12 protein-coding genes are annotated in these 12,167 nt (G+C 71.0%); 6 read left to right on the top strand and 6 right to left on the bottom strand.

The annotated features are described in order from the left end of the window. Positions 1-122 precede the first annotated feature (122 nt). The 5 genes from AB0472_RS20865 (at position 123) to AB0472_RS20845 (ending at position 5,767) form a co-directional block, all read left to right on the top strand. Positions 123-701: a TerD family protein gene (locus AB0472_RS20865; RefSeq protein ID WP_351485686.1), complete on the top strand. Its 579-nt coding sequence runs from the start codon at positions 123-125 to the stop codon at positions 699-701. A gap of 185 nt (positions 702-886) precedes the next feature. Next, positions 887-2,899 carry a TerD family protein gene (locus AB0472_RS20860; RefSeq protein ID WP_366357956.1) on the top strand — a complete coding sequence of 671 codons (2,013 nt, stop codon included), beginning with the start codon at positions 887-889 and terminating at the stop codon, positions 2,897-2,899. Positions 2,900-3,121: 222 nt separating this feature from the next. Then, the gene (locus tag AB0472_RS20855) at positions 3,122-4,123 is read left to right on the top strand and encodes a TerC/Alx family metal homeostasis membrane protein (RefSeq protein ID WP_366357955.1); all 1,002 of its coding nucleotides are present in this window, start codon (positions 3,122-3,124) and stop codon (positions 4,121-4,123) included. 129 nt (positions 4,124-4,252) lie between these two features. Then, complete coding sequence (locus tag AB0472_RS20850) at positions 4,253-4,555, top strand: hypothetical protein (RefSeq protein WP_366357954.1); 303 nt, start codon at positions 4,253-4,255, stop codon at positions 4,553-4,555. A 111-nt stretch (positions 4,556-4,666) separates the two neighbouring features. Beyond that, positions 4,667-5,767, top strand: a complete 1,101-nt coding sequence (locus tag AB0472_RS20845; RefSeq protein WP_366357953.1) for an ionic transporter y4hA — start codon at positions 4,667-4,669, stop codon at positions 5,765-5,767. A gap of 16 nt (positions 5,768-5,783) precedes the next feature. Here AB0472_RS20845 and AB0472_RS20840 read toward each other — a convergent pair whose 3' ends face one another. Continuing rightward, positions 5,784-7,055: an MFS transporter gene (locus AB0472_RS20840; RefSeq protein ID WP_366357952.1), complete on the bottom strand. Its 1,272-nt coding sequence runs from the start codon at positions 7,053-7,055 to the stop codon at positions 5,784-5,786. 204 nt (positions 7,056-7,259) lie between these two features. Here AB0472_RS20840 and aroQ point away from each other — a divergent pair, with 204 nt between their 5' ends. Then, on the top strand, positions 7,260-7,733 hold the full coding sequence (gene aroQ / locus AB0472_RS20835; RefSeq protein ID WP_366357951.1) for a type II 3-dehydroquinate dehydratase: 474 nt from the start codon (positions 7,260-7,262) through the stop codon (positions 7,731-7,733). A gap of 4 nt (positions 7,734-7,737) precedes the next feature. Here aroQ and AB0472_RS20830 read toward each other — a convergent pair whose 3' ends face one another. From AB0472_RS20830 to AB0472_RS20810, 5 genes are all read right to left on the bottom strand, one after another. Next, the gene (locus AB0472_RS20830; RefSeq protein ID WP_366357950.1) at positions 7,738-8,490 is read right to left on the bottom strand and encodes an amino acid ABC transporter ATP-binding protein; all 753 of its coding nucleotides are present in this window, start codon (positions 8,488-8,490) and stop codon (positions 7,738-7,740) included. Then, positions 8,487-9,413, bottom strand: a complete 927-nt coding sequence (locus AB0472_RS20825; RefSeq protein WP_366357949.1) for an amino acid ABC transporter permease — start codon at positions 9,411-9,413, stop codon at positions 8,487-8,489. Before AB0472_RS20825 ends, AB0472_RS20830 begins: the two co-directional genes overlap by 4 nt. Then, positions 9,410-10,294: an ABC transporter substrate-binding protein gene (locus AB0472_RS20820; protein WP_366357948.1), complete on the bottom strand. Its 885-nt coding sequence runs from the start codon at positions 10,292-10,294 to the stop codon at positions 9,410-9,412. Before AB0472_RS20820 ends, AB0472_RS20825 begins: the two co-directional genes overlap by 4 nt. A 316-nt stretch (positions 10,295-10,610) precedes the next feature. Further along, on the bottom strand, positions 10,611-11,267 hold the full coding sequence (locus AB0472_RS20815; RefSeq protein WP_366357947.1) for an MBL fold metallo-hydrolase: 657 nt from the start codon (positions 11,265-11,267) through the stop codon (positions 10,611-10,613). Positions 11,268-11,322: 55 nt separating this feature from the next. Next, positions 11,323-12,012, bottom strand: coding sequence for a maleylpyruvate isomerase family mycothiol-dependent enzyme (locus tag AB0472_RS20810; RefSeq protein ID WP_366357946.1), 690 nt, complete (start codon positions 12,010-12,012; stop codon positions 11,323-11,325). Between the last annotated feature and the right edge of the window lie 155 nt (positions 12,013-12,167).

Genomic DNA, 12,167 nt, shown 5'->3' with positions numbered 1-12,167 from the left:
AAGTGTTGCAAGACCGACACAAAGCGCGGGCCGGGGTTCGGCACTGTCAGCGACGCTGCATAGGGTTTTGGTCAACCGCGGACTCCGCGGCAGCAGGGGACAACCGACGAGGGGAAACAGCCGTGACCGTCAACATGACCAAGGGTCAGGCCATCAGCCTGGAGAAGAAGGACGGCGGCTCCCTGAGCGCGGTCCGCATGGGTCTTGGCTGGAAGGCGGCGCCCCGCCGCGGGCTGTTCGGCTCGCGCACCCGGGAGATCGACCTGGACGCCTCGGCGGTGCTGTTCGCCGACAAGCAGCCCGTCGACGTCGTGTTCTTCCGGCACCTGGTGAGTGACGACGGCTCGGTCCGGCACACGGGCGACAACCTCGTCGGCGGCGCGGGCCAGGGCGGCGACGACGAGGCCATCCTCGTCGACCTCGCGCGCGTGCCGGTCCACGTCGACCAGATCATCTTCACCGTCAACTCCTTCACCGGCCAGACCTTCCAGGAAGTGCAGAACGCCTTCTGCAGGCTCGTCGACGAGACCACCGGCCAGGAACTCGCCCGCTACACCCTCGACGGCGGCGGCGAGTACACCGCCCAGATCATGGCGAAGGTGCACCGGTCGGGATCCGGCTGGACGATGACGGCCCTGGGCGTCCCGGCCAAGGGCCGCACCTTCCAGGACCTGGTACCGGCGATCCTGCCGATCCTCTGAGCGCTCTGCCGTAATGAGGGGGCTGTTCGGCTGCGGTCCGCCGGCGTCCCGAAGGGGCGTGCGGAACCGCGCGAGCGGCCAGTACCCGCCGCATTCCACTGACGGCACACCGCGGCGCTTCCGGCGGAGCACCCGGCGGCAGAGCGTCGGGACACGAGGACACGACACCCAGGGGGACGTGGGCGATGGCGGCCGAGCTGGTGCGCGGGCAGAACCACCCGCTCTCGCGGAACCGGATCGAGATCCGGATCTCGGCCGACGTGCCGGTCGTGGCCGGAGCCACCCTCGCCGACGAGAGCGGCCGGGTGCGGGGCACCGACGGGGTGGCCCATCCCGGCGCGCCCACACTGCCCGGGATAGAGGTCTCCCGGCAGGCGGCCGCCGAGCACCGGCTCGCCGTCGACCTCGACGCCCTCTCCGCGGCCGTGCACCGGGTCGGCGTCCTGATCGCCCTGCCCGCCACGCCCGGCGGTCCGCCCCGCTTCGGTGCCGTGGCCGCACCACGTGCCGCCGTCACCGGCCTCGACGGCGCCGAGATCGCCGGCTACACCCTCACCGAGCTGGACGCCGAGTCGGCGGTCGTCGCCCTGGAGCTGTACCGCCGCCAGGACGCCTGGAAGATCCGCGCGGTGGGCCAGGGATACGCGCAGGGCCTGGCCGGGCTCCTCGCCGATCAGGGCCTGCCCGGAGCCGCCGAACTGGCCCGCGGGATCGAGGAGGCGGTGGCCCGCGGCCTGACCCGCTCGGTCCCCGCCCGCACCGCGGACACCGACCGCTCCCGGCGTACGGCGGCCTCCGTCACCGGCCCCGACCTGCCGGACACCGCTTCCGCAGCCGGGTCTTTCCACGAAGCCCAGACCCCCGGCGACGCGGCCGACCGACGTGCGACGCCCGACGGGCCCACCGAGTCCGAACCGGCGCCCGGCGCCGCCGGCCGGGCCCCGGCCTCCGGCGGCCCGGGCGGCCCGGCGGCCCCCGCTTCCGCCGGCGGTCCCATCGACTACACGCATCCGAAGCGCCGCCAGGTGTCCCCGCCCCAGGCCCCCGAGACTGCGGTCCCGGCGGACGGGCCCGCGCCGCCCGTCGCCGGTGACGCCGCCGGCTGGTCCATGGACGAGCGGCTCTACAACCAGGTCTGGGGCATGTTCGAGGACCTGGCCCGCTCCACCGCGGCCTATCGCAGCGCCGTCGACTTCGCCGAGTCGCGCCTGGAGAAGGAACTCGACCAGGTCCTTTCCGACCCGCGCAGCCGCCTGGGCTCCGCGGGTGACGTCGCACGCGAGGCGGCCCAGGCCCGGCAGGCCCAGCTGGTCGAGCAGGCGCGCGCGGTGCTCGACCGGGACCTCGCCCAGCTCACCGCCGAGTCCGAGGTCGTCGAGCCCGCGCTGCCGCCCGCGTACGCGCGTTGGGACAACCCGGTCTGGCACGGCTACCGGGTGCCGACCGAGTCGCCGATGGCCATCCGGCTGGGTGACCTCCACCTTCCCGAGAGCGCCCCGCTGCGCATCCCGATGCTGGTCCGGCTGCCCCTGGAGCGGGGCCTGTGGATCGACAGCGGCGTGCCCGACGCATCCCTGTCCGAGGAGACGGGTCAGCTGCGGCACCTCGCCCTGCGGGCGGCGGTGGCGCTCGCGGCCCGGCTGCTCGCCGTCCATCCGACGGGGGAGTTCGGCGTGCAGGTCGTCGACCCGGCGGGGGCCGGCGCGTCCGCCTTCGCACCGCTGACGGGGGCCGGTGTGCTGGCGGCGCCGCCCGCGACCGGCGCCGCCGGTGTGGCGGGGGTGCTGGGGCGGCTCACGGAACGCGTCGACCTGGTGCAGATGGCGGTGCGCGGTGGCGCCTCCGACGCGCTCCCGCCCGGTCTGGACACCTCGCGGCAGCTGCTGATCGTGCACGACTTCCCGCACGGCTTCGACGACCGGGCCGTCACCCAGCTGCGCTATCTCGTGGACGAGGGCCCGGACGTCGGCGTCCATCTCCTGCTGGTCGCCGATCGTGAGGACGCCGCCGCCTACGGCCCGTTGCTCGATCCGCTCTGGCGTTCGCTGATGCGACTCAGCCCGGTACCGGACGATCACCTGGCCGACCCGTGGGTGGGGCATGCCTGGACGTACGAGCCCGGCCTCGTGCCGCCCGGGAGTCAGGTGCTCCAGCAGGTGCTCACCAAGGTCGCGACGGCCCGTACCAAGCACTCGTAAAGGACGTTGACCAGCAGATTTGGTCTTTCTTTTGCCAATCACTTTACCTTTCCTTGGTGATTGAGGTACTGTCTTCCGTACGGAGGGGAGTACTCCCTGTCTGCTGCGGCGTACCCGTCAATACGGATCCGGTCGGATCCCGGGGCGTCGGCCCGTCCCGGGTGGAAGAGACCTCCGGTAGCGCAACGCCGAATCTTTGCCGTTCACTAACCGGAGGCAACAGTGGATGTATCCGTGACCCTGTGGGTCCTCACCATCCTGGGGCTGGCCGCCCTGATCGCGGTGGACTTCTTCATCGGCCGCAAGCCGCACGACGTGTCCGTCAAGGAAGCCGGAATCTGGACCGTCGTCTGGATCGCCCTGGCCGGACTCTTCGGCCTAGGCCTGCTCGTCTTCGGCGGTGGCCAGCCCGCCGGCGAGTTCTTCGCGGGCTTCATCACCGAGAAGTCGCTGAGCGTCGACAACCTCTTCGTCTTCGTCCTCATCATGGCGAAGTTCGCCGTGCCCTCGCAGTACCAGCAGCGGGTGCTGCTCGTCGGTGTCCTCATAGCCCTGGTCCTGCGGGCCGTCTTCATCGCCGCGGGCGCCGCGATCCTCGCCGGCTTCTCGTGGGTCTTCTACCTCTTCGGCGCCTTCCTGATCTGGACCGCCTGGAAGCTGATCCAGGAGGCCCGGGCCGACCGGGAGGAAGAGGAGTTCGAGGAGAACAAGCTGCTCAAGGCCGCCGAGCGCAGGTTCGGCGTGGCCGACCGCTACCACGGCACCAAGCTGTGGATCCAGCAGAACGGCAAGCGGGTCATGACCCCGATGCTGGTCGTGATGCTCGCGATCGGTACGACCGATGTCCTGTTCGCGCTGGACTCCATCCCCGCGATCTTCGGCCTGACGCAGGACCCGTACATCGTCTTCACGGCCAACGCCTTCGCACTGATGGGCCTGCGGCAGCTGTACTTCCTCATCGGCGGACTGCTGAGGAAGCTGGTCCATCTCTCCTACGGCCTGTCCATCATCCTCGGCTTCATCGGCGTCAAGCTGGTGCTGCACGCCCTGCACGAGTCCGGCGTCCACGTCCCGGAGATCAGCATCCCGGTCTCGCTCGGCGTGATCTGCGCGGTCCTGATCGTCACCACGATCACCAGCCTCAGGGCGTCCGGGAAGCAGGCGGCGGCCGAGGCGGCGCAGGCTCGCGGCGAAGGCGCTCCGAAGGACAGCATCGACGTCTGACCACGTCGGACGTAGGAACAACCACCCCGGGCGGCGGTGCGAAGCGCATTGCCGACCCGCCACCCGGATGCTTCGTTGGGTGGCGGAACGTCCCCGGTCCGGGGACGCCGCCGCCCGGTGGAGGCAACCGTGACATTCGTCCAGATCATCGACTTCGAGACCGACCGCATCGACGAGCTGAAGGCCCTCGCCGACGAGATGGGCAGCCGACTCGCCGGCCGTGAGAACAGCCCCACCCGCCGCCTGATCCTCCGGGACCGGGATCGGCCGGGACGCTACCTCGGCGTGATCGAGTTCAACTCCTACGAGGAGGCCATGCAGAACAGCGACGACCCCGAGACGAGCAAGTTCGCCGAGCAGATGGCCGCCCTGTGCACCCGGCCGCCGTCCTTCACCGACTGTGACGTCCTGGACCTGACCGACTTCACGTAACCGCCCGACCGACCGCACCCGCACGCCTCGGGGGCCCGCGCCGCGCCGGCGGGCCCCGGAGGCCCAAAGGACCGGAATGCGAAGCCCGTACGCCTCTGCCACCATCGCTGGATGATCACTCGGCTCAGGTCGCTCACCACCCAGTGGACGCTCCTCGTGCCGGTGCTCGCGGTCGTCCTGCTCCTGTTCACCTGGGGCCGCAGCCTGCCCGGCGCGGTCGTCGCACTGGTCACCGTGGTCCTCGCCGGCTCGGTCCTCGCCGCGGTCCATCACGCCGAGGTCGTGGCCCACCGGGTCGGCGAACCCTTCGGCTCCCTGGTCCTCGCGATCGCCGTCACGATCATCGAGGTCGCCCTGATCGTCACCCTCATGGCCGACGGCGGTGCCAAGACCGCCACCCTGGCCCGGGACACGGTCTTCGCGGCCGTGATGATCACCTGCAACGGCATCGTCGGCCTCTGCCTCCTCGTCGCCTCACTCCGCCACGGCACCGCGGTCTTCAACCCCGAGGGCACCGGCGCCGCCCTGGCGACCGTGGCCACCCTGGCGACGCTCAGCCTGGTGCTGCCGACCTTCACCACCAGCAAGCCGGGTCCGGAATTCTCCCCGGTGCAACTGACGTTCGCGGCCCTGTCGTCACTGATCCTGTACGGACTGTTCGTCGCCACCCAGACCGTGCGGCACCGTGACTACTTCCTGCCGATCACCCGGCAGGGCGATCCGATCACCGCCGACGACCACGCCGCGGCCCCGTCCACGCGCGCCGCCTGGTTCGGCCTCGGCCTGCTCGGCCTCGCTCTCGTCGGAGTCGTCGGGCTGGCCAAGGGCGTGTCGCCGACGATCGAGTCCGGCGTGGCGGCGGTCGGCCTGCACCAGGCCGTGGTCGGCGTGGTCATCGCGCTGCTGGTACTGCTCCCCGAGACCATCGCCGCCCTGCGCTCGGCCCGCCGTGACCGCGTCCAGACCAGTCTCAACCTGGCGCTCGGCTCGGCCATGGCCAGCATCGGCCTGACCATCCCCGCCGTGGCCCTGGCCTCCGTCTGGCTCTCCGGCCCGCTGCTTCTCGGCCTGAGCGCCACCCACATGCTGCTGCTCGCGCTGACCGTGGTGGTCAGCTCCCTGACCGTGGTGCCGGGCCGGGCCACACCGCTGCAGGGCGGCGTCCACCTGGTGCTGTTCGCCGCCTACCTGGAACTGGCGATCAACCCGTAGCGGCTCCGGAGGCCCCTCACCCGGCGACCGGCTCGACCGCCGCCACCCGCACCGGACGCGTCTCCGGGAGCAGCGCGAAGCACCCCAGGCTGAGCAGCGCGATCGCGGTGAGGTACGCCCCCACCGACCACGGCACGCGCCCGCTGTGCTCCGCCAGCGCCGTTGCGACGATCGGCGTCAGCGCGCCGCCGAGGACTCCGCCGAGGTTGTAGCCGACGGCCGCACCCGTGCAGCGCAGCCGGGGCTCGTACAGCTCCGGCAGATAGGCGGCGACCACCGCGAACATGGTGATGAAGGCGATCAGCGCACCGGTGAACCCGAGGAACATCAGCAGCGGCTCCCCGGTCGAGAGGAGCGCGACCATCGGGAACATCCACAGTGCCGAGGCCGTGCACCCCGCCAGGCACAGCGCCCGGCGCCCGTAGCGGTCGCCCAGCAGGGCCATCACCGGCGTGAGCGAGCCCTTCACGACGACGGCCGCCATGACACACGTCAGCATGACGGTACGGCTCACCCCGAGCCGCTCCGTCCCGTACGCCAGCGACCAGGTCGTCACCGCGTAGAACGCCGCGTACCCGACGGCGAGCGCCCCCGCCGTCAGCAGCACCAGCCGCCAGTGGTGCCGTACGACCTCGGCGAACGGCATGCGGGAGGGCTCCTCGATCTCCAGGAACTGCGGACTCTCGGGGAGCGACGAACGCAGCCACAGTCCGCTCAGCGCCAGCACCCCGGCCGCCCAGAACGGCACCCGCCACCCCCACTGCGCGAACTGGGCGTCCGTCAGGGACGCCGACAGGACCAGCATCACGCCGTTGGCGAGGAGGAAGCCGAAGGCCGGACCGATCTGCGGAAAGCTCGACCACAGGGCGCGCCGTCCGGCGGGCGCGTGCTCCGCGGTCAGCAGGACCGCCCCGCCCCACTCCCCGCCGAGCCCCAGGCCCTGCAGAAAGCGCAGCACCAGCAGCAGCACGGGCGCGGCCATGCCGATCCTGTCGTACGACGGCACGAACCCGACCGAGACCGTCGACGCACCCGTCAGCAGCAGGGACGCGACCAGCACCGGACGCCGGCCGCGCCGGTCCCCGACGTGCCCGAACAGCACCGAGCCCAGCGGACGGGCCACGAACCCCACGCCGAACGTCCCGAACGCCGCCAGCGTCCCCGCGAGCGGGGAGAACGTCGGGAAGAACAGCGGCCCGAGGACGAGCGCCGCGGCCGTTCCGTAGACGAAGAAGTCGTAGAACTCGATCGCGGTCCCGGTGAGCGAGGCGGCCGCCAGCCGCAGCATCGAGGGGGACCTTACGGTGCGTGTATCAAGCATGCTCCGTCAACTACCCAGGGTGATCGTGGGTTACGGGGGCGCGCGGTGGTGAGACGCCCCTCACAGGAGCCGCCGCGCACCGTGATAGACCGGACCGAGCAGCGGTCCTCCCGGGCCGTTCGCCGCTTCCATGGATGTCGCACCGAGTTTGTCCCACGGACCGGAGGAATCGTGCCCCGCACCCTGGCCAACGCCCCGATCATGATCCTCAACGGGCCCAACCTGAACCTGCTCGGCCAGCGTCAGCCCGAGATCTACGGCTCCGACACCCTCGCGGACATCGAGGCCCTGTGTGCCAAGGCGGCGGCCGCGCACGGCGGCACCGTGGACTTCCGGCAGTCCAACCACGAGGGCGAACTGGTCGACTGGATCCACGAGGCACGGCTCGGTCACTGCGGGATCGTCATCAACCCGGGCGCCTACTCGCACACCTCGGTCGCGATCCTGGACGCCCTCAGCACCTGCGACGGCCTGCCGGTGCTGGAGGTCCACATCTCCAACATCCACAAGCGCGAGTCGTTCCGGCACCACTCCTACGTCTCCCTGCGCGCCGACGGAGTGATCGCCGGGTGCGGCGTGCAGGGCTATGTGTTCGGCGTGGAGCGGGTGGCGGCACTGGTCGGCGCCGCCACCGCGGACGCGTAGCGCCTCAGAGCCGGCCGGCTTCCACGATCCGCCGCAGGAAGCGCCGGGTGCGCTCCTGCTGCGGGTCGCCGAACACCTGATCGGCGGTACCGCGTTCGAGTACGACACCGCCGTCGAGGAAGCAGACCTGGTCGGCGACGTCCCGCGCGAAGCCCATCTCGTGCGTGGCGAGGACCATGGTCATCCCCTCGCCCTTGAGGTCACGGACCACGGTGAGCACCTCGCCCACCAGTTCCGGGTCGAGGGCGGCGGTGATCTCGTCGAGCAGCAGCAGCCGGGGCCGTACCGCCAGGGCGCGCACGATCGCCACCCGCTGCTGCTGACCGCCGCTCAGCCGGTCGGGATAGGCGCCGGCCTTGTCGCCCAGTCCGAGGCGTTCGAGCAGTTCCCCGGCCCGCTGCTCGGCCTCGGAGCGGGAGACGCCGTGCACCCGGCGCGGTGCCAGGGTGATGTTGTCCAGCACGGTCATGTGCGGGAAGAGGTTGTACGCCTGGAAGACCACGCCGATACGGCGGCGCACCGCGTCCTGGTCGGCACGCGGGTCGGTGATCTCCTCGCCGTCCAGCCAGATCGCGCCGTCGTCGATCTCCTCCAGGAGGTTGGCGCAGCGCAGCAACGTCGACTTGCCGGACCCGGAGGCGCCGATCAGCGCGGTCACCGTGTGCGGGGCGACCTCCAGGTCCACGTCCCGCAGTACGACGGAGTCGCCGAACGTCTTGCGGACGGCCTCCATGCGCAGCACAGGTGCGTCGCTCATACGGATCCTCCCTGGGCCCGTCGCCGGTCCATCCGGGCCGTCACCCAGTCCGTGAAACGGGTCATCGGGATGGTGAGCGCCACGAAGACCAGCCCGGCGACGATGTACGGCGTGTAGTTGAGGCTGCGCTGGGCGATGATGTCGGACGCCCGTACGGCGTCGATGGCGCCGCCGATGGAGACGAGCCCGGTGTCCTTCTGCAGCGACACCAGGTCGTTCAGCAGGGGCGGCACCTGACGGCGCACGGCCTGGGGGAGCACCACGTACCGCAGCGCCTGCCGGTTGGTCAGCCCCAGCGAGCGGGCCGCGGCGCGCTGCGAGGGGTGCACCGACTCGATGCCCGCGCGGAACACCTCGGCGACATAGGCGGAGTACGTCAGCGTCAGCGCCGTACCGCCCAGCAGCACGGGGTCGACGGTCACGCCCTGGAGGCGCAGCGCGGGCACCCCGAAGACCACGATCATCAGATTGATGATCAGCGGCAGACCGCGGAAGAAGTCCGTGTAGGCCGCCGCCAGCGCGCGCAGGGGGAAGAAGACCGGCCCCGGCAGCGTACGGGCGACGGCGATCAGCATGCCGAGGACGAGCACCACCACGCCGCAGATCAGCAGCAGCCGGACGTTGAGCCACAGGCCTTCGAGGACCTTCGGGAGCGCCTCGCGCGCGTACTGCCCGTCGAAGAAGGTCTCCTTGGTGCGCTCCCAGCCCGGCGCGCTGACCACGACCAGGTAGAGGAAGACTGCCGTGACCAGGGTCGACAGCGCGGCGATCGCGGTCGCGCGACGGGCGCGGGCACGCTTGTAGCGCTCCCGCTCCAGCCGCCGTCCGGAGGGGGTGTAAGCGTCGGCGCCGGCGCCGACGGCCGGCATGTCGCCCTTGTCGTCCGCGCCCTCCTGGCTGGACTCGTCCTTGGTGACCGTCACTTGAGCACCGGAGCGTCGACGGCGTCGGACAGCCACTGCTTCTCCAGCCCGGCCAGGGTGCCGTCCTTGCGCAGGGCGTCCACGGCCGACGTCACGCAGGACGTGAGGCCGCTGCCCTTGTCGAGTACGAGCCCGAACTGCTCGGGGGTGTCGCCCTGGTTCTCGAACTGGCCGACGATCTTGGCGTTCGTCACCTGGGCCGCGGTGATGTAGAAGGCGGTCGGCAGGTCGACGACGATCGCGTCCACCTGGCCGTTCTTGAGTGCCGAGACGGCCTGGTCGTTCTTGGAGAACGCGGCCGCCTCCTGCGACGGCTTCACCACGTTGCTGATGTAGTTCAGGCTGGTCGTGCCGACCTGGGCGCCCAGCTTGAGACTCTTCAGATCCGCGATGCCGGTCGCCTTGGCGGCCTTGCTGCCCTTGAGCGCGACGACCGCCTGACGCACGTCGTAGTAGCCGGACGAGAAGTCCACGGCCTTCTTGCGCTCTGCGCTGATGGACACCTGGTTGATGTCGAAGTCGAAGGTCTTCACACCGGGCGCGAACGCCTTGTTGAACGGCACGCTCTGCCAGACGACCGCGCTCTTGTCGTACCCCAGCTGCTTCGCCACGGCGTAGGCGACCGCCGACTCGAACCCCTCGCCGTTGGCCGGCTTGTCGTCCTTGAACCACGGCTCGTAGGCCGGTTCGTCCGTCGCGATGGTCAGCTTGCCGGAGGTCCGGGTGGCCAACTTGCCCTTGGCGCAGGTGGTTCCGGCCGACGAGGAGGACCCGCCGGACGCCTTGTCGTCCGGCTGTGGTGCGCAGCCGACGGCGGTGGCGAGCAGGGCTATGGTGGCGGCGGCGGCAGCGCGGCGCAGTGCGCTCGGGGCAGGGTGCATGGCGGGAGAGTGACAGCGAACGCTGCGTTTGTCCACGTCAAGCGGGTGTTTGTCCGCATACTGGGAACGGGTGTTGCGGTCTTGTGAACGCTGCGCGTGGGGGAGTGGACACGCCTGGGCCGCCGGCCGAGGGCGGGGAATGATGGCCGGCGGCCCGTACCGCGCAGGAGCCGTCATCCTGTGCGGGGCTGCCACCAGTTGACCGCGCGACGGCGCGCGCGGGGAGCGTGCGCCGCAGGCTCGTCCGTGCGAACCGTTCACACGGGGCGCACGACGAATCCGCGCGCCCCTTGCTCACCACCGGCGCCCCGCGCACTCACCAGCCGCGCGCGTGCCACTCCGGCAGGTGCGGGCGTTCCGTGCCCAGCGTGGTGTCGTTGCCGTGCCCCGGGTACACCCAGGTCTCGTCCGGCAGCGCGTCGAAGATCTTCGTCTCGACGTCGTGGATCAGGCTCGCGAAGGCCTTCGCGTCCTTGCGCGTGTTGCCGACCCCGCCGGGGAAGAGGCAGTCGCCGGTGAAGACGTGGGGATGGCCGTGCGGGTCGTCGTAGACCAGGGCGATGGAGCCCGGGGTGTGGCCGACCAGGTGGCGGGCGGTCAGCTCGACGCGGCCGACCCGGATCACGTCCCCGTCGCCGACCAGGACGTCGGTGGCGACCGGGATGCCGGGGGCGTCCTCCCGGCCCGCGTACGTCCGCGCGCCGGTCGCGGCGACGACCTCGGCCAGCGCCTGCCAGTGGTCGCCGTGCTGATGCGTGGTGACGACGGACGCGATGCCGTCGTCACCGATCGTGCCGAGGAGCGTCTCCGCGTCGTTGGCCGCGTCGATCAGCAGCTGCTCGTCGGTGGCGCGGCAGCGCAGCAGATAGGCGTTGTTGTCCATCGGCCCGACCGCGATCTTGGTGATCATCAGGTCCTTGAGCTCGTGCACGTCCGCCGGTCCGCCGACCGTCACCTCTCCGCTGTACGTCATGGCGATCAGCCTATAGCGGGGAGCGCGTGCGGATGTGCCGCGCGCCGCACCGGCGCTACAGCGGTGGAAGCGCGGGCAGGGCGCCGCCCTTCACGATCAGCGCCGAGCCGTCGCGGCGGCCGGCGAGCCAGCCCAGCAGGTCGGCGGCGGAGCCCTCGACGGCGACCGGGTCTCCCGGCGCGCCACCGCCCGTGGTCCAGACCTGGCCGGTGTGACTGCGCAGACCGGTCGACGGGACGTCCTGGTGCCCGCCGAAGCGGTCCGCCAGGAAGTCGATCTCCCGCTCGGTGAACTCCGCCGGAAGGTCCTCCAGCTCGTACCCGATCCCGAGATCGACATGGTGCAGCTCGACCTCGGCCCAGCGGCGGAACGGCACCCGGGAAGCGAGGTCGGTGACCCCGTTGCGCAGCTCCACGGTGCGCGTCCAGTCCGCGGGCTCGGCCGCCCGGGCCCGGAATCCGGCGTGGCTCTCGCGCAGGTCTTCGATCTGGACGCCGAGCGCGCGCGGCGCGTCACGGTCGATGTCGGCGTCCCGCGCCTCGGCGGAGACGTACATGGGACGTCCGTCCAGGACGTTGCCGAGCGCGTCCGCGTTGCGGGCGAGGTGGGCCAGGACGTGGCCGACCGTCCAGCCGGGCAGCCGTGACGGTCGCGCGCCGGCCGCGTTGTCCAGTGCGGCGACCGCGGTGAGGAGCCGTTCGGTCGCTTCGTGTACAGACGCCAGGTCATGAGCGTGATCAATCATGGGACTGACAGTAGCCCCGCCACACGTTCGGGTGAAGGTTTCGCTCGGGCTCCGTAAATCGAATGCGCGTGCTATATCGTCGGTGGCGGCGTCGGGCATGCTGGATGGTCCGGGATTGTTTACGCATCCAGGAATCCGACCGGCGTTGTCAGTGG

This window comes from Streptomyces sp. NPDC086777, assembly GCF_040702065.1.
In the GTDB taxonomy this organism is placed as follows: Bacteria; Actinomycetota; Actinomycetes; order Streptomycetales; family Streptomycetaceae; genus Streptomyces.
This window is presented reverse-complemented; position numbering and strand designations above follow the sequence as displayed.